The organism is Williamsia sp. Y844 (genome assembly GCF_056786475.1).
On sequence record NZ_JBXCJB010000001.1, the window covers coordinates 1,451,484 to 1,472,456 of the forward strand.

Consider the following 20,973-nt stretch of genomic DNA (forward strand, 5'->3'; position numbering starts at 1 on the left):
ACTCAAACTAAATATCGGACATATCCGAGGTGCGGTTTATGATGGCGGATGCCCACGCATCCAAGAATTGAGCGTCGATATCCTTCTGAGCTCCACAAACCCGGAGGTCAAGCGATTCTTCTCGGATGCGGTAGCTGAACACCAATTGATAGAAGAGGTCGTTACTTTCGCGTATATTCGGCCGCGCGCTTACCCCGTATTTCCTGGTGAGCAATATCGGCGACGCCGCATATCTCTTCGCCTTCTTGCGGCCCTCACGTGTTCCGAAGCGGACCAACGGATTCCAGGCCCGTGCTGCCGGGTCCGCAGGCGCGCCGCCGCGCGCGGCCGGCCCGGTTGCCGTCCACCAGCCGAATGCGTCGTGACCGTTCCGGTCGTCGGCATCGACAAGCAGTCGCAGATCGGCATCGACGTCCACTGCCGAACCGAACTCGCCCCGGTCCGCCGCCTGCCCTGCAGCCTGCAGGAATGCCGCCTCCACCACTGCGGCGTCAGCACGGGTGGGCACCTCGCGGGTAAAGGTCTGCGCCAGGTCCCCGGTACTGGCGGACGAAAGGGCCTGCCCCGCGGCGGATCCGGGGTCGCACAGGTCATCGATCGAGTCCGTGGCCAGCGGTGACTGGGATAGATCATTCAACGCAACGGCCATGTCCACCACGGAGATTCCGGCATCGGCGGGCTCGAGCACCCGCGACCCGGCGGCGAGTGCGGTCGCCAGCGTGTGCAAGGACCGATTGTCGGCGGCCGTCCCGTGCACCGCGACCACCAGGTGGTGTCCGGCAGACGAGGCAACCACCGCCACCCTGCACATCACACCCTCGGCGGCATCGAGTTCGCCACACACCTGATGCGCGACGTGGGCGGTGGCGGCATCGGCGGACATGTCGAGGGTGTGGAAGGAGATGGCATCGGCAACGGCAGAGGCCGATACCGGCAGCACCTCGGCGAGCAATACCCGGCCCCGGGCCCGGACCCGTTGGCGCAGCGCATCATATCGGTGCACCTGCTCCAGCAACGCTACTTCGAGGTGGCCGCGGCCGGGGGCCTGCGCGAGGTCGATCACCTCGGTGAGGGCGAATCCGGCGACATCCACATCGGATGCCCGGAGCCGATGCTGATTTGCCGTCGGAACCACGGCCACCACGGCTTCATCACGCGCCGCCGGACGTTCGAGATCCGCCACAGAGATCAGGGCCAGAGCGGCCTGTTCCCAGAGTTCGGCGATCTCGGCGAGGGCAGATCCGTACTCCACCCGATCGGATTCCAGTGAATAGTGGAACTCCACGCCGCCTGCGGTGCAACGGCCCGCGATGTTGACCACCAACGGATGCGCCGGGCGTGCCGGATCTGTCGCGATCAGGCGTGGGAGCCCCGGCGGTGTCGTCCACACCCGCGCCTGCGGCGACGAGGTAGTCATCCCGCCATAGTTGAATTGGACCTCCGCGGTGGGCAATTGGTCGAACATCTCCCGGCTCTGATTGTCCAGGTACCGCAGGATGCCGTAACCGAGTCCGTCGTCGGGAACCTGATCGAGGGCGCGGTCGACGGCATCGAGCGCATCCAGTCCCACGATCGACGAATCGAACAAACGCCCGGACAAGTGGTCCGGAACCCGAAGGGCGATCGGCTTGACAGTGGTGAACCACCCCACCGCACCCTCTGTCGGCGGCGCGTCCGGTCGGCTCACCCGGCCATGTCCTTCGACGTCGACCAGAAGACCAGCCCAGGGCTCCTGCCCGTCGCGCTGGCGCCGGATCCCCAGTGCCAGTGCCAATCCCGCCAAAAGCACCGAGTTGACGAATCCGTCGCGCCCGGCCACACCAGCGGCGACGGCGGCCGAGGCCGCCTCGCCGAACGTACCGGTATGTGCGACCCTGTCGATCCGGTCCGTCTCTGCCACAACCTGATTCGAACCGACCGCCCCGATACGCTCGGTCCAGTACGGCAACTGAGGACGGAACCGATCGAGTGTCGAATCGGTGTTGAGGTATTCCATCCACTCGAAATACGAAAGGTCCACCTCCTCTGCGAGCACTGGGCGCTCGTACATCTGCGACAGGTCGGCGACCAGGATCTCCCAGGACACGAAGTCGACCGCAAAATGGTTGACCACCCAGGCCACCACACCCTCGCCTCCGCCACGGTCGAAGTGGACCATGGTGGTCAGAACTCCGTCCCCCAGATCGAGTTCCTGCGCCGCCTTCTCCTCTTCCGCCCGGATCAGGTCGGTGAACTCATCGCTCGACAGTCCTTGGGCATCAACGGTTCTTATATCCGTAAGCACCGGGTAAGGATCCCCCGCATGCACCGACGGATGCCCGTCATCGCGGGTGACGCGGAGCGACAACGCGCCGTGGATCGCGATGGTCGCGGACAGTGCCTCACGCAGCCGCACGAGATCGACATCGGTTGGTGCGGTGAGCAGAAGTGTTTGCCGCACCCTCGACTGATCATCTCCGACACCATCGGAAACGGAGGCAAGTTGCCGGTGCATGATGGGCATCAACGACGTCGGACGGTGGGTCAGGTGCACCCGATCCGTTGCTGTATCGGCACCGTCGACAGGGTCAGCCTGTGCCGCGATGTCTTCGACCGTCCGGTGATCGAACACCATCCGGAGGCTGGTGAGGGCGCCGTGGGTCCGGGCGTGCCGGACGACCGCGAGCGCCGCGATGCTGTCACCGCCGAGATGGAAGAAGTCGGTGTCCACCGCCACGGAGTCGAGCCCGAGGACGGTTTCGAAAGCCTTTGCCACAGCGACCTCCATCGGTCCCTCCGGTCCACGCGCATCGGTACTGACCTGCAGCACGTCCTGTGGGTTGGGCAGCGCCCGTCGATCGAGCTTTCCATTGGTGGTGAGCGGCAACGCATCCAGACCGATCACATGACCGGGCACCATGTGCGCCGGAAGCGAGGCCTCCAGGTGTTCGCGAAGAATCTTGTCGATGTCGCCGGCCAGGTCACTTCGGCCCTGATCTGCGCCCACCCAATACGCGACCAGGTATTTCTCCGGCACGTATTCCGCCGGAGACCCGCCACGTTCACGTTCGGCGACAACAACCACCGCCGATTTCACCATCGGGTGCGCTTCGAGCGCCGCCACGATTTCATGGAGTTCGATTCGGAATCCACGGATCTTGACCTGTTCGTCCGCACGCGAGGCATATTCGAGTAGCCCGTCGGAGTTCCAGCGCATCAGGTCGCCGGTGCGGTACAGGCGACTGCCACCGCCATCGAAAGGGTTGGCCACGAACCGAGTTGCGGTCAGACCGGGACGATTCCAATAGCCCTGTGCCACCTGAACACCGGCGACATATAGTTCACCGACGACGCCAGGGGGAACCGGCGCCAGGCGGTGATCCAGCACGTACGCGTTCAGGTTGTCGAGCGGTCGGCCGATGACACTGGCCCGCGGTTCGGAATCTCCGCTGAGCCGATGGACGGTGGTGTGCACCGTCGTCTCGGTGATCCCGAACATGTTGATCAGATTCGCGGTGCTCTCCGGATGCGATTCGTACCATCGGCGAAGCTTCCGGAAATCGAGCGCCTCACCACCGAAGATGATGGTACGCAGGGCAAGTGAGGTATCACCGGTGCGCTCGCACTCGGCATCGACAAACGCGTAGAAGGCCGACGGCGTCTGATTGAGTACGGTCACCTGTTCCCGGCGCACGAGATCACCGAATGCCGCCGGGTCCCGGGACGTGCCCTGGTCGACAACCACAAGATGTCCACCGGTGCACAACGCACCCCAGATCTCCCAGACCGAGAAGTCGAAGGAGTAGGAGTGGAACAGCGTCCAGACGTCCTGCCCACCGAAATCCATGTCGCCGGTTGCGTCGAGCAGTGCGATCACGTTTCGGTGCGGCACCACCACACCTTTGGGCGTGCCGGTGGAACCGGAGGTATAGATCATGTACGCCGGATCCGTGTTCACATGCCGGCGACGGCGTTCGGTTTCGGCAACCGGATCCGCCGACAGCACCTGAAGCTGCTCTGTCACTTCGGTATCGGTCAGCACGATGCACGGAGCCGCATGATCGGCAACGATCCGGCACTCGTCCTCGCCGTGGACCAGCAGCACCGAAGGATCGCTGTCGGTGAGCAGATGATCGATCCGGGTTGCTGGATAGCCCGGGTCGACCGGCACATACGCGGCACCTGCCGTCAGCGTCGCCAGCACCATGATCACCAATTCCGGCCGCCGTGGCGCGAGTACGGCCACGCGGTCCCCCGCACCGACACCGCGGGCGATCAGCAACCGGGCCAGGCGGTTACCGGCTTCCGACAGCTCCCGATACGTCCACCGGACCTGCCCTTGTGACAGCGCCACCGCATCGGGGTCCGCGGCGGCCTGCTCGGCAAACAACCCGTCGATGGTGTGTGCACGCACGTCCACCCGCGGTGCACACGACCAATTCTGTACCAGCGCACGCTCCCGATGGTCGGCGATGTCGAGGTCACTGATCCGCTCGGTGGCGGCACCGGCAAGCTGCTGCAGCGCCCGCACCAGGGTATCGGCGTAGCGCTCCCCGGTACCACGGTCGAAGAGGTCCGCAGCAAAGACGACGTCGGCGGTCAACGCCCCCGAATCGAGCTCCACCAGTTCGAATTCGAGGTCGAACTTGGCGGTGGTGGCCGGCGTGTGGATCAGCTCGATCGGCACGTCGCCGATGTCGGCGGGCAGTCCACGCGCGTTCCGGTAGACGACCATCGTCTGGAACAGTGGGTGTCGCGAAGCGATCCGCTCCGGATTGAGTTGATCCACCACCCTTTCGAACGGCACATCCTGGTTCTCGAACGCGTCGAGAACCAGCGCTTTTGTCCGCTGCAACAAGTCCGCGACAGTGGGATCACCGTCGAGGTTGTTCCGGACGACAAGTGTGTTGACGAAAAACCCGACCAGATGCTCGATACCCGGCTGTCCGCGACCGGAGACCGGTGTACCGATGGGAACATCGGCGCCCGCGCCAAAGTGTCCGAGCACCAGTGCGATCGCGGTCTGCGCGAACATGTACTCGGTGATCTCGTACCGGCGGCAGGCCGACTTGATCGCGCGCAGCACGCTCGGGTCGAGGACCCGGCTGACGGTGAAGCCCTCTTGGCCGGCCACGGCCTGCCGTGGCCGGTCGGTGAGGATCGGCAGTTCGTCCGGCAAATCCGACAGTTGCCTGTTCCAGTGGGCCAGTTGGCGCCGGATCACCTCCACCGGTTCCGTACCGCCTGCTCCCCCGCCCAGCATCACCTGCTGCCACTGGGCGTAGTCCGCGTAGTGCACCGGGAGTTGTTCGGGCTCTCCGACAGCCTCACCCAGGAACCGCCGGTAGGCACGGTCGAGGTCGGTGAACAGGATCGGGACCGACCACTGGTCGAAAGCACTGTGGTGCACAACAATGCACAACACAGAGTCGCCGTCCGAGCGTTCCAGCACCGACACCCTGATGGGAATCTGCGATCCGAGGTCGAAGCGATGCCCACGGCAACGATCCACGAAGTCCGGCTCGTCATCACCGGCGGTGAACGCCACACCTTGATCCGCCTCGTCGACGGCGAGCACGTTCTGAACCGGACCCGTCGCCGTGTCCACGAAGACGGTGCGCAGGGGTTCGTGCCGGGACAGCAACTCGCGCAGGGCAGCACGGAGCGCATCGGCATCGAGCCGACCGTGCGCCCGAAGGGGGATCACGATGTTGTAGACCGGGCTCGGGCCTTCGAGCTCATAGAGGAACCACAGGCGCGCCTGCGATGCCGACAACGGCGCCGGGCCCGACTGCGCTCGGGGCAGGATCGGCGGTGCGGCGTCAAAACCCCCGGCACTACGCTTGCGTTCCACCACGACGGCCAGGGACCGGATGCTCGGGTTGTCGAAAACGTCCCGCAATGACAGCGCAACGCCTGTCTGTCCCGCAATCCGCGCCAGCACCCTGGTTGCCGACAGTGAATGACCACCGAGGGCAAAGAAGTTCTCGGTGGTTCCCGGATCCGCGACACCGAGGGCATCTGAGAAGTACTCCGACAGCAGCGTTTCCGTCGGGGTCGACGGCGCGGTGGTCTCGGCACGCCGGGGCCGGAAGTCGCGGAGCGTCAATGCGGCCCGGTCGAGCTTGCCCGAAGTGGTGACCGGCAACTCGTCGAGTACCACCACCGCTGCCGGGACCAGATACGCAGGCAGGGCCGATGACAGGTCGGTGATCATCGCGGCGGGATCAAGATCTCCGACGCCTTCGGCGGTGACGTATCCGACCAGAACACGCCCACCGTCGCTCTGGGGATGTGCGACCACCACTGCGGTCGCCACCCCGTCGAGTCCGCCGAGGACCGACTCGATCTCACCGAGTTCGATACGGAATCCACGGATCTTCACCTGCTGATCGGCGCGTCCCAGATAGACGAGTTCACCGTCGGTGGTCCAGCGCGCAAGGTCACCGGTGCGGTACATCCGGGTGCCGGGGGCCCCTTGCCGCGCGGCAACAAATCGTTCCGCACTCAGCCCGGCCCGGCCCCAGTATCCGCGCGCCAACTGCGTGCCGCCGACGTAGATCTCGCCAACGGCACCCGGGGGCACCGGTGCCAGCCAACGGTCGAGGATTTCGATGGTGGTGCCCGGGACCGGCCTGCCGATCGTCACCGACCCGGACCCGCGGAGTTCGGCGTAGGCCACATCGCCGGCCACCTCCGATGATCCGTAGGAATTGATGACCACCGAATTCGGCGCCACCCGAAGCAGATCCGCGGTCAGCGATTCCGGTAGGTCTTCACCGCTCGATATCCATCGCTCGACACCGGAGAGCTTGTCGCCTGCCACATCGATCATCGAGCGCAACAGCGAGGGCACCGCGGTCAGCTGTGTGATCTGATGCGTGTCCAGCGCCTCGGCGAGGGCCCGCGGGTCGGAAGCGATCTGATCATCGGCCAGCACCACCGTGGCCCCCGCGGCCAACGCGGCAAGCAACTCCGTGGTGCCGTCGATGAATCCGGCCGAGCTCTTGGCGATCCTGACGTCGCGGCGACCGGGATCGACCGGGCCCCAGGCCGTGGCCGCCCATCCGATCCGGTCTGCCAGCGCTCTGTGCGTTCCGGCAACACCTTTGGGCTGCCCGGTCGAGCCGGACGTGTAGATGAGGTAGGCCATGTCGGCGGGTTCCACCGACCGGCCGAGTTCACCCACCTCGATCCGGTCACCCGAGAATTCCGAGATGCGCGAGCGGGTTTCGGGGTCGTCGAGCACGATGACACGGGTGCCGCGGGAGCCCAGCAGGTCTGCCCATTGCACCGACAGCTGCCCACTGGTGACGATCACGTCGGGCAGCGCATCATCGAGCACGTAGCCGATCCGGGCCCGGGGATAGTTCGGATCGACCGGAACAATCGCCGATCCGAGGGTGAGTGCACCCAGCATCGCGATGACGTGTTCGGTTCCGCGGTTCAGCAACAGAGCAATTCGGCTCGCCGGGCCTGCCCCTTCGGCCGACAGCATCCGGGCCAGGCGAGCCGCGTCGCGGGCCAGCTCGGAGTAGGTCAGTTCCCCGGTCGGAGTGATCAGTGCCGTGCGTCCGGAGCACTCGATGGCGCGCGAGGCGAATTGGTCGGCAACGGCCGGACGTTCGGTCGTCGGCAGGCGGCCGGATCCGGACCATTCTGCGATGCAGCGGATTTCCGCCTCGGTGACAGTGGTGACGTCACCGATACGGGTCGCCGGGCCTGCGGCCGCGATCCGGCTGAAGTAGTCCGCAAACCGGTCGAGCAGGGCTTCGAGTGCTTCCGGTGTGTAGAGGTCCGGGTTGGCGTCACAGTCGAATACGAAGCCGTGGATCGGGTCGTTGTACACCGACAACGCCACATCGGTGACCGGTCCGGTGGCGACGCTCTCCGGGACGACGTCAAGGGCGCCGAACTCGTATCGGTAGTCGAAGGCCTTGATGTTGACGAGGGAGCCGACCGGCTGCATATCGGTGCCGACGAACCCGTTGTCGCGGGCGATGTCCTCGACCCGGTACTCCTGATGGGCCCGTAGTTTCTTGAGCCCTGCCACAACCGCTTTCACCGAATCGGCGATGGTTGCCCCGCCGTCAAGGTCGAGGTGCAGGGGCAGGATGTTGGCGGCCAGCATCGGCGTGCGCAGCGCGGCCGGGCCACGTCGCCCCATCATCGGCATACCGACAATCACCTGGTCGGACGCCATGAGATGGCGGGTATAGGCCGCCCAGCCGAAGATCACCACCTCCGCCCACGTCGAACCCGTGGCCTTGCAGAGGCTTTCGATGTCGGAGATGACCTGGTCGGCCACCACGCGGCGGGCGTGCAACCCGAACCTCGGGTTGACCGATGCGAGCGACACCGATTCACCGGCCAGTGACCGGCTCACACCACGCCCGCCGACCGTCGTCGACCAGAAGTCCCGGTCGGCGGCAACAGCATCGGGCGATCGCTCGGCTGCCTCCGCGACCGTGGTCAGCGCGGCGAACGACGAATCCTCCACGGGCTTGCCCGCAACGAGTGCGGTGTACACCTGTGCGACGCGCTTCGAGACCAGCGACAGGCCATAGGCGTCGATGAGGATGTGATGGATGCGCAAGAACCAGACCCACCGGTTCTCACCGAGATCGAACAGTATCGAGTCCACCAGATCGGCACCGTGCAGGTCGCGGGCGACCGCCAGTTCTGCCTCCATCGCGCGACGGACCCGGCTATCGGCCGTCTCTGCGCCGGACGCATCGGACGACAGGTCGATGACGCTCCACGGCGCTGCCCGATCGTCAGGGCATGCCAACGCGCTGTCACCGTCGGCGACAAAGCGGGAACGCAGTACTTCGGCGTCCCTCCACGTTTGCCGCCATGCACCCTCGAGCGCCCGCGCGTCCAGCTCTCCGTGCAACCACATCGCCTGACCGATGTTGAACACTGCGCTGTCGGGCATCAGCTGCTGGGCGAACCACACACCCTGCTGAGCTCGCAGCAGTTCGATTCCGGTGACTGTCGACGTTGACATGTTCATATCTCCTAGATCGAATTACGAGTTCAGCGAAGGTGCTGCGCCCACCACGGCGCCCATTCGGAGACGCCGGTGGCCGACACCATGTCCTCGTGGTCGACGTCCACAAAGCGGAGCTCGACGCCTTCGTGGAAGTGACGGCTCCACTGCTCGGTGGTCTGGCGGGTCGAGTCCGCGTGCTCCCGGCCGAGGACGAGCAGACCTCGGGCCTTGAGCACACCTCTGGTGGGCCGGGCCTCCATCAGCCGCAGGCACCGCTCGAACGAATCCATGAACGCCAATGCCTCGCGGTCACCGAGATTCGAGAGCGGACCGGTTGTTGCCGCGTTGAGCTCCTGGATCTCCGCGCGGGACAGTCCGGTGACATCGGGCAGTTCGGCGAAGCGTGCGAACGAGGTCCGCACCTCGTGTTCCCGTTCCTCGTCATCCCAGACGATCACGGTCGACTTGGTCACCGGTGGGGTGTCCAGGATCGTCACGGTCGCAACCTCTTTGCCCATCGCTTCGAGTTCACGCGCGATACCGAACGCGATGTGGCCTCCGTACGACCAGCCCACCAGGTTGTACGGCCCCTGCGGCGCACACGCCAGCACGGAGCCGGTGTAGAAGTCGACCAGCTCATCGAGGGTCTCGAAGTCCCGCTGATCGCCGGCATGAGACGGATCCTGCAGCGCCACCAGGCCTCTACCGGATTCGACGTACGACGTCAGCGTCGAATAGACGGTCCCGAAACCTGAGCTCGCATGCACGGCGATGACCGGTTGCTGCCCGGTGCCGGTATCGGCCAGGCGCAGGAGCACCGGATCGGTGTCCGATCCGGTGGCGCGGTCAGGATCGAGGGCATGCGCCAAAGCGCCGACCGACGGGGCGGAGAACACACTCTGCATGGTCAGCGAACTGCCGAGGTCCCGGTTCAGTCGCGTGACAAGGCGCGCGGCCAGGAGCGAATGCCCACCGAGCCGGAAGAAGTCGTCTTCCAGCGAGAGCGTCTGATCGGCGGCAAGACCCAGGATCTCCCGCACCATTTGTGCCACAGCCCTTTCGAGGTCCGTGGTCGGCTCCGTGCCGCCTTCGTTCGAGTTGCCCGGCTCCGGCAGCGCTTTCACATCGAGTTTGCCGTTGACGGTGACGGGTATGGCCTCCAGCGAGACGTATGCCGACGGCACCATGTAGTCGGGCAGTCGCGCCGACAGATGTGCTCGCAGTGTGCGTTCGATTGCTGCCGGATCAGCGGCGGCGAACTCGGGCCCACCGGACGCCTCGACACAGTAGTAGGCGGCCAGGTAGCGGTCCGAAGAGGTGACGCCGCTCCGGTCACGCGCCACCACGGCCGCCGACCGAATACCCCGATGCTGCTCGAGAACTGTTCTGATCTCGTCGACCTCGACCCGGAATCCACGGATCTTGATCTGATCGTCCACCCGCCCCAGGTACTCCAGTGAGCCGAATTTGTTCCACCGCACCAGGTCTCCGGTTCGGTAGATCCGCTCCCCCGTGGCGCCGGGCATCGGACTTGCCACAAACGCGGTGGCGGTCAGGTCCGCTCGACCATGGTAGCCACGGGCCAGCTGCGGACCGCCGAGGTACAACTCACCGACCACACCGACCGGGACCGGCGACAGGTACCGGTCGAGTACCAGGGCCTGCGAATTGTGGGCGGGCACGCCGATCGGTAATCCACCGCCGAAACGTGCCCCTGATTCGAGCAACGCCGAACTGACCTTCTGCGAGGTGATTCCCACCGTGGTCTCGGTGGGCCCGTAGAGGTTGAACAGGATGTCTCCGAATCTCGCCAGTGCCGCGGACGCGGTGGCCACCGAGAGTGCCTCACCACCGCAGAAGATCCGCCGCAGACTCGACATGTCCACGTCGTCGAGACCGTATTCGAGGAGTGCGTCGAGCATCGACGGGACGAACTCGATGGTTGTCAGTTGCTCTTCGGCGATGATCCGCGCCAGGTAGGCCGGATCCCGATGTCCATCCGGATCCGCCATCACCACCGTTGCGCCGATCATCAACGGCACGAAGAACTCCCAGAGTGACGCGTCGAATGATATCGGCGTCTTCTGAAGCACTCGTTCGTCGGGTTCGATACCGGTGACCTGTTGCTTCCACCGCAGGAAGTTCACGAACCCGTGGTGCTCGATCACCACGCCCTTGGGCCGGCCGGTCGATCCCGATGTGTAGATGACGTAGGCCGCATCGGATCCCAGGATCCGGCGAGGACGCTCTTCGTCATCGATCGGGGCACTGCCGAACCGCGCGAGTTGCACCTGCACGTCCGGACTTCCGAGGTCGATGACCGTGACGCCGTCACCGATCGCCACCCCCTCCAACGCGGCGCGCGTGGCGGATTCGACGATAACGATGGTCGAACCGCTCTGTGTGAGAACGTATTCGATCCGGTCCGCCGGGTTTGACGGGTCGACCGGAACGAACGTCGCACCAGCACGCACGATTCCGCTCAACACCGAAGGGAGTTTCACGGAGCGATGCAGCAGGACGGCCACCCGGGCCTCCGGTGTCACACCCCGCGCCAGCAGGAACCGGGCCAGCCTGTTCACCGCGCCATCGAACTCCGCATAGGACAATTGCTTCCCACCACCACGAACCGCGGGCACGGCGGCATGCGTCCGCGCGGCCTCGGCCAGCAGCACGTCCACGGTCACATCGTGATCAAGGGGTAACACCTCACCGCGCGACCAGCCGTCGATCTGCACCAACTCCGCGGAACCGATCACCGCGACATCCGACAGCCGCCGATCCACATCGCAGGCAAAAGCCGCCAGCACCTGACGCATTCCATCGGCCAACCGGTGTGCGGTGACCTCGTCGAACAACGAGGACGCGCACGAGATGGTGCCGACGAGACTGTCACCGGCTTCACCGATGTCGACCTCGAGGTCGCTCTTGACAGCCCCGATCCCCACCCTGTCGGGAAACGGCGAGAAGCCCTCTGCCAGCAGTGACTCCACACTCGAGTCGAGCACTCCGGCAACCCGATACGTCACGAGCGTCTGGAACAACGGGTTGTGGGCGCTACTCCTCCTCACGTCGGAGTCCTGCACGATCTGGCCGAACGGCACGTCCTGATTCGCGAAACCATTCAGGACAACCTCCCGAACGCGGGCCAGCACCGTGGCCAGGGTCGGGTTCCCATCCAGCCGATGACGCAACGGCAGAGTGTTGACAAAATAGCCGACAACGTCATCCAGATCCTCGTCACCACGGCCACCCACCGGAGACCCCAGCACCACGTCATCACCGGCGCCGAATCCGAACATCATCACGGCGACTGCGGCCTGGACCACCATGTACATCGACGCGCCCGACGACGCACACAGCTCCCGAAGACTCTGCGTCACAGTGTCATCGATGTCGAACTCGAGCGAGAATCCGTCAAACGCCGCGACCACCGGGCGCGGCCGGTCCGTCGCCACCATCGACACCTCCGGCGCACCGGTGAGATGTTCGTGCCAATGAACCAACTGCTCGTGACCGACCGATCCCGGATTATAGAAGTCGCCCAACAACTCCCGTTGCCACACCGCGTACCGCCCGTATGGCACCACCGGACGGTCCCAGACCGGAGCGCGGCCATGGCGACGGGCCGAGTACGCCATACCCAGGTCGCGCAGCAATACCGGCAGCGACCACTCGTCAACCGCGACATGGTGGATTGCCAGCGCCACGATGACCACCCGGTCATCCGCGCTGCTGTCGACGTTCGCGAAGACAGCAGCACGCACCGGGAAGTCGCGACCAACGTCGACGGGGCGCTGCACCCAGGATTCGACCCGCGCATGAGCATCAGTGCTCGCGGTACCATCGACATCGGAGCCCGAAAGATCCAGCTGTTCAACGCCGAACCACGAACCGAGGCCATCGGTAGGGACAACCCGCTGCACCAACACACCCTCGCCGGAGTCGACGAGCAGTGTTCGCAACGCCTCCTGCCGGATCAGCACATCGGTCAACGCCGCCGACCATGCGTACTCGTCGAAATCAGCACCAACCGTGAGGACCACCGGAATCGTGTAGACCGAGCCCGCACCGGTCACCTGCCCGATCAGCCACAGCGCTTCCTGACCGAAGGACGCAGGCACGACCTCGCCGCACGCCACATCGGCGAGCCGAATCCGGCCCGCCCCACTGGCGGCCGAATCGAGGACGCCGGCAAGCCCTGCCACCGACGGACGGTCGAACACATCTCGCAGCGACAACGCCGACCCGAGCGCGCCGTTGATCCGCGACACCACCCGCATCGCCAACAGTGAATGACCGCCAAGACCGAAGAAGTCGTCGTCGGCCGCCACCCGATCCACGCCCAGCACATCGGCGAACGCGGTAGCGATCAGCTGCTCGGTCGGGGTCTCGGGCAACCGCCCGGTGCCCGCGGAATCCTCCGGTGCGGGTAGCGCACTGTGGTCGAGTTTTCCGTTTGCGGTGCGCGGCAACGTCTGCACCACGATCACCGCTGCCGGAACCATGTGCGCCGGGATGTGATCGAAGAGTGCGTTCCGGATCGCCGACGGGTCGAGGTCGTGGATCGTCCGGCGCCCGGCCGGGGTCACGTATGCGATCAGGCGGGACACTCCGTTCGGCGTATCCAGCACGGTCACCGCGCAGTTCGCGACGCCGGCGATGGACCCGAGTGCGCCCTCGACGTCACCGAGTTCGACCCGGGACCCGTTGATCTTCACCTGGTTGTCGGCCCGGCCGACAAAGACCAGATCACCGGATTCGGTCCATCGCACGAGATCACCTGTGCGATAGACCCTCTCGCCGTCGGCACCTGCCGGGGAGGCGACAAATCGTCCGGCGGTCAGGTCAGGGCGATCCAGGTAGCCGCGGGCCAGTTGCGCTCCACCCACGTAGAGCTCGCCCGTCACCCCAGGGGCGACCGGCCGCAGGAGATCGTCGAGCACCAGTACGTGGGTGTTCCAGACGGGCGAGCCGATCGGGATCGCACCCCGGCTGTCGGTATCGCCGCTGAAGCTGGTGACCTCCACCGCGGCCTCGGCCGGACCATAGGTGTTCCAGACCGGCACACCCCAGGCCTGTGCGATGCGTTCACGGAGAGCCCCGGACAACGCCTCGCCACCGGCGGACAGGTATTTCAGTCCGGAGCCGGACAGGTCGATGCCCAGTTCGATCATCGCGGCGATCACCGACGGGACGAGTTCGACAAAGGTGATGTCGCCGGCGTTCAGCTCGCGGCCGAGGTAGATCAGGTCTTTGTCCCCGCCGTCATCGGCGAGGACAACCGTGCCTCCGACGACCAAGGGCCACAAGATTTCCGGGATCGCCGGATCGAATCCCACCGACGTCTTCTGCAACACACTCTCACCAACGCCGAGGGGGAATTCCGACTGCCGCCACCGGATCAGGTTGATGATCGCCGCATGATCGACGACAACGCCCTTGGGACGGCCGGTGGACCCGGACGTATAGATGACGTAGGCGGCGTTGGACGAGCGCAGCGCCGGTAGCCCAGCGCCGAGACCGGCAGTCTCCGAGAAACTCTGGTCGGTTTCATCCAGACAGATCACACGTGCACCGAGTTTTCCGGTGATCTCCGAGATGGCCCGGGCCAATCCGGATGTGGTCAACACCATCGCCGGACGGCAGTCGTCCAGAATCATCCGGATGCGTTCGGCGGGATACGACGAATCCACCGGCACCACGGTCGCTCCGGCCACCAGTACGCCGACAAACCCCGTCACCATCTCGATCGATCGCGGGACGAATACTGCGACACGGTCTTCGGGTGTGATCCCGTCGGCGATCAGACGGTGCGCCAACCGCGTTGTGGCCCCACCCAACTCCCGGTAGGACAACTCCCTCCCACCGCCGCGGACCGCAATCGCATCCGGCTGCGTGCGGACCACATCGGCCACCAGCACATCGAGCGTCGCGTCACGATCGGCGGGTACAGCTCCACCCTGCGACCAGCGTTCGATGTGTCCGAGATCCGATGAGCTCACCACCGCGAGGTCCGAAAGACGACGGGTGAGATCGTCGGCAAATGCGGCCAGCACTCGCGACAGACCGTCTGCCAATCGCCTGCCCGTCGACTCATCGAACAGCGCTGCCGCACAGGCGATGACACCGGTCAGTCCGTCGACACCATCTGCGATGTCGATATCGAGGTCAGTCTTGACCGTTCCGATCTCGACCCGCTCGGCATAAGGTCCGAATCCTGCTGCCGCAAGCGAATCAGCACTCGACCCGACCACGCCGGCGGCCCGATAGGTCACCAACGTCTGGAACAGGGGGTTGTGCGCGCTGCTGCGCGTCACCTCGGAGAACTGCACGATCTGGTCGAACGGCACATCCTGATTCGCGAAGCCACCGAGTACGACCTCACGCACCCGATCGAGCACCTCGACCAAGGCCGGGTTGCCGTCCAGTCGATGGCGCATCGGCAAGGTGTTGACGAAATAGCCGACCAGATCATCGAGGTCCTCGTCACCGCGGCCACCCACCGGAGACCCCAGCACCACGTCATCGCCGGCACCGAAGGCACTCATCGTCACCGCCACAGCCGCCTGCACCAGCATGTACATCGACACATCCGACGACGCCGCCGAGGCCCGGAGCCTCTGCGTCACAGCGTCATCGACCGAGAACTCCACCGAAAAGCCGTCATAGGACGCCAGTGCCTGCCGAGGCCGGTCCGTCGCCACCATCGACACATCCGGCGCATCCGCCAGATGCGTGGCCCAATAGCTCAGCTGCTGCGCGGCAACCGAACCCGCCACATCACCCTCACCCAACAGCTCCCGCTGCCACAGCGCGTACTGCCCGTACGACACCGCCAACGGCTCCCATGCCGGGTTCCGTCCGCGGCTGCGTGCCGCGTACGCAACACCGAGGTCGCGCAACAACACCGGCAACGACCACTCGTCCATGAACGCGTGGTGTATCGCCAGTGCCGCGACCACGGGCGCGCCCGCAGCGATCCCATCGGATCCACTGCAGAACACCGCAGCGCGCACCGGAAAGTCGCGGCCCACGTCCATCGGTTGCCGGACCCAGCCCTGCACCTGCTGCGGCACATCCGAGGCCGCCCTGCCGGTCACGTCGATGTTCTCGACAACAAGCCACGAATCGACCTCGTCGGCGGCAACCAGCTGCTGTTCCAGGACTCCGTCGCCGACATCGACAAGCAAGGTCCGCAACGCCTCTTGACGTGTCACCACATCCGTCAACGCCGCAGACCACACGGCCCGATCGAAATCGGGACCGACCGAGAGCAGCACCGGAATCGTGTACACCGAGCCGGCGCCGGTGACCTGCCCGATCAACCACAGGGCCTGCTGGCCGTACGACGCAGGCACCACATCTGCGCGCGCCACGTCGGCCACTTTAAGGCGCCCGACACCGGAAGCATCGGAATCAACCACCGCCGCAATGCCTGCCACCGATGGACTATCGAATACATCCCGTAACGACAACGCCGAATCCAGTGCCCTATTGACCCGCGACACCACCCGCATCGCCAACAACGAGTGGCCGCCCAGCGCAAAGAAGTCGTCATCGGCCGACACCCGGTCGAGATCCAGGATCGAGGCGATGACCTCGGCGACAACCTCTTCGGTCACCGTGCGTGGTGCCACGTAGACGTCCTCACCGGTGTCCACTGCCGGGAGCGCCCTGCCATCGACCTTGCCGTTGATGGTCAGCGGTATCTCGGTGATCACGCCGAACGCCGACGGGATCATGTAGTCCGGCAGTCTCTGCGCGACGTGCGAACGAAGAGCATCGGTGTCGATCTGTTGATCATGTTCCGCAGCAACCACATACGCGATCAGGATCGGGCCCGCAGCACCGTCCCGGACGACCACGGTCGCCTGCGCGACGGACGGCGCATCGAGCAGGACGTTCACGATCTCCCCGAGCTCGATGCGATAGCCCCGGATCTTCACCTGGTCATCGACCCGACCCAGGTATTCGATGCTGCCGTCGGCACGCCACCGCGCCAGATCGCCGGTGCGGTACATCCGCTGACCATCGCCCCAGGGGCAGGCAACAAATCGGTGGCCGGTCATCGACGGCTGTTCGAAGTAGCCACGCGCTGTCCCCGCGCCTGCAAGATACAGTTCACCGGCAACTCCGGGGAGGGCCGGATTGAGTCCGGAATCCAGGATGTGTGCGCGTGTGTTGAAGATCGGGTTCCCCACCGACGACACGGTGCTGTCGGCGACATCGGCTCCCAGTGCATTGATCGTGTATTCGGTTGGGCCGTAGAGGTTGTAGCCCTCCACCCCGGGCGCTTCCCGCAGCGCGGTCCAGAGCACATCCGGTACGGCCTCGCCGCCGAGCGAGACGAACACGACGCCGGCAGCAGTCTCCGACACCGACAGACCACGCGGACGATCCCGCTCCAGAAGTCCCTGCTCGATCAGATACATCGCATACGAGGGCGTGACGTCGAATCCGTCGATCACCTCGCGGTCGTAGTAGGCCAGCAACGCGGTCGGATCCCGGCGCATGTCCTCGTCGATCACGTGCACCTCGTGTCCGGCGAGCATCCAGAACAGTTGCTCCCACGAGGCGTCGAAGGAGAAGGAGGTGGTGTGGGCGATCCGCATCCGGCGTCCACCCTGCCCGGCGACCACACGATCGAAGATGCGCTCGGCATGGTTGAAGTACATGTTGGTCAGGCCGCGGTACGGCACCGCAACACCTTTGGGGCGACCTGTCGAGCCCGAGGTGAAGATGATGTACGCGAGATTGTCCAGATGTACCGGCGTACCGAGTTCGGTGGCCGACAGGGGTCCGGGCGCATACGCACCGAGTTCGGCGATCACGTCTGCGTCGTCGAGGTCGAGGACGGCACAATCCACCGAGCCCAGTCGGGCCCCGAGGTCGGTGGTGGTCACGACCAGGGTCGGTGCGGCAGCCTCGATCATGTATCCGATCCGGTCGATCGGATAGTCCGAATCGACAGGCACGTATGCCGCCCCGACCGCAAAGGTCGCGAACATCGAGATGATCATCCGCTCATCCCGCGGAAGCATCAGGATCACCCGGGATTCCGGGGCCACACCGCGGGCCCGCAACGCACGAGCGTATTGGTGGACCTGCGTGCTGAGTTCGGCAAACGTCAGATGCATCCGGCCGGAGCGCAGAGCGACCTCATCCGGCGTCCGGGCCACACCGGCATCGAAAAGCTCTGCAACGGTGACGGGTTCGACATCCCGCGTGGTTGCATTCCATTCGGAAGTGACCAGCGCGTATTCACTGTCGGTCGCCACCGCGATACTGCCAACCGACGACGCGGTGTTCGCGGACATGTCCTGCAGAACACCCCGCAGCCGATCCACCAGCACCGCAACCTGTTCGGCCGTATACAGGTCGCCACGGTAGGCGCACCGCACGTGAATCTGCTCACCGGGATACAACGCAAAGGAGACGGGATAGTGGGTTGAGTCGGTCAGCGCGGCATCGGCGACGCGCATCTCACCTGCCGGACCGTAGGTCTGTCCCTCCCGGCGTCCCGGATGGTTCTGAATGATGAAGAGGGTGTCGAACAACGTTCGCAGACCGACCATGGCCTGCATGTCACCGAGCCCGATGTAGGGGTGTTCGAGGACGTCCATGTTGCGCGCGTGAAGGTCGCCCAGTGCCTGTGCCACCGTGAGATCCGGACGCAGCGTCATCCGCACCGGAACGGTGTTGAACAGCAGCCCCACAATCGATTCCGCCCCGTCGAGGTCTGCGGGCCGACCGGACACAGTGGTCCCGAAGACGACATCGTCCTTGCCGACCAGCCGCGACAGGGTGATACCCCAGGCCGCCTGCAGGAATGTGCTCACGGTGACACCGGTCGCTGCGGCAGCGGCCCGGATGTCATCACTGAGCGATCGCGAGAGGTCTTCGTGGTGGTCCCTGGCCATCGCCGTGGTCGCCGCGATTGCCGCAGCGTCCGGACGCAGCAGGGTCGGCTCATCGAATCCCGACAGTTGACGGCCCCAGATATCGCGGGCCACCAACAGATCCCGTCCGGCCAACCATTGCAGGTACGTCCGGAAGGACACCACCTCGGGCAGCGAACTCCCCGACGGGTCGGTGTAGAGGTCGAGGAGCGTATCCATCATCAGGCCCGCGGACCATCCGTCGGCAAGGATGTGCTCAAAAGTCACACACAGTACCGAACTGCGCTGCGCAACCTCGATCAGCACGAACCGGATCAACGGCGGCGTGGTTGCGGAGAACGGCTGCGCCCGTTCGTGTTCGAAGACCTGCACGACGGTGTCGAAGTCCCGCCCCCACACATCGCGACGCAGGTGATGGAAGGGGACCTCGATGACGGACGGAACCACGGACAACGTGCGATCTCCGAGCGTGACAAAGCCCGCAGCCAGGTTCGGGTAACGGAACAGCAGCGCACGCACCGCCGCCCGCATCCGGGCCGCATCGATCTGACCGTCGATGGTCAGATGGAACTGTGATGCGTACAGGTCACCTACCTGCGATGCCTGCGCGGACTGCAGGTGAAAGAGCAGACCCTCCTGAAGTGCCGAGACGGGCAACAGATCTCGCGGTGGCCCGAACAACGCCACGATGCGCGCGCTGGTCTGGTCGTCGAAGGACACCAGCGACGCCATCGCAGGATCGGCGGCAAAAGCAGACCCCACACCTGCCACATCACCGAGATGTCCGGCACCCCAGACACCCAGCGAGGCAGCCATGGACGCAGCCAGATCGCCGGCACCGGGCTGGGCATCGGGGCGAATCGCCACGTCGACGACCACCGGTTGTCGCCCGTCGATCGCCGTCGCACCGATCCAGACCGTCGCCACGACCGCGTACCGCCCGAACGCCATCTGATCGCCATCGCGGCGATCCGAGGCAGGCAGTGCGTCACCGAAGCGTATCGAGACCAGGATGTCGGCTTCGGCAAGGTCGTCGAACATGCCTTCGGCCAAGGGATTCGCGAACCGCAGCGCGCCATGGTCCGATGCGGTCGGGCCGTCGATATCCACCACCGCGGCCAGGCCGGCGAGGTACTCGGCCGCTGAACCAACCGTGGAATCAGCAGCGGCAGCGACGAGTTCGCCCGGGATCAAGAGCGGGAATCGACGACGGATACGGCCCGGGATCAGTGCCCAGCGCTGCGTCCGGGCGGGTTCCTCGACGTCGATGAGCACGCCGTCGGCGGTGTCGCCGTCGAGCACGCCGGAATCCACCAGGGCCCGTAGCACCGATCCGACCACCACAACCCTCGACGACAGACCGGAAACCGCCACCGGAGCGTGGATTCGGAGCCGCAGACAATCAGTGTGCGCGGTGCCGGTCTCACGGCCTGCCGGGTCGATCCCGATGGTGGCCGGCGCGAGTTCCTCGAGCTCGGTGGCGAATTCGGCCCAATGATCACGTTCGAGCAGTTCGGGCGACTCCGCTTCGAGGAGGTACTGCGCGAGAACGGCCCGGCCATTGCCGAGAGCAACGGAGCCCCCCCGATTCTCGAGCCGGTCGTGGGCCAGTCGCCGGATGACGTCGGCGGCGCCGGAGATCCATACCTCGTCGAGATCGTTGGTGGTGACATCGATTGTCAGTTCCAGGACACCGCCGACGGTGTCGATCAGACAGGTCGCGTCGACGATGGCATCAGGGTCCGGGGTGCTCAGATCGCCCCGGACGGTGCTCACCCGGTATGCGGGCTGCGACGCGCACCCCGACGCACGCAGCAGGCCCGAGTAGTGACTGAACCAGCGTCGAACGGCCCATTCGACAGCAGATTCCGGAAGACCGTGCACGCCCGATACCGCAATCGACAGGCGGACCGGCGGTTGGCCGAAGCCGGCATCCACATCGGCGTCGGCAAGCAGATCGACAGTGCCACCGGCATATTCACTGCCGAGCGTCGCCGGCACAACGCCTGCAGTGGTTGTTTCGAATGTGTCAGTCATCAGAACCGAACCCTCCGTGGCACCCCGGTCGGACTATCTGCACGACCTCACGCATACTTG

The 20,973-nt window shown here is 65.2% G+C and carries 2 protein-coding genes; both read right to left on the reverse strand.

All coding sequences use genetic code 11. The features are described 5' to 3' along the window. Positions 1-7: 7 nt before the first annotated feature. On the reverse strand, positions 8-8,989 hold the full coding sequence (locus AC1TQG_RS06485) for an amino acid adenylation domain-containing protein (RefSeq protein WP_482136110.1): 8,982 nt from the start codon (positions 8,987-8,989) through the stop codon (positions 8-10). 29 nt (positions 8,990-9,018) lie between these two features. Then, positions 9,019-20,913, reverse strand: a complete 11,895-nt coding sequence (locus tag AC1TQG_RS06490) for a non-ribosomal peptide synthetase (RefSeq protein ID WP_482136111.1) — start codon at positions 20,911-20,913, stop codon at positions 9,019-9,021. Between the last annotated feature and the right edge of the window lie 60 nt (positions 20,914-20,973).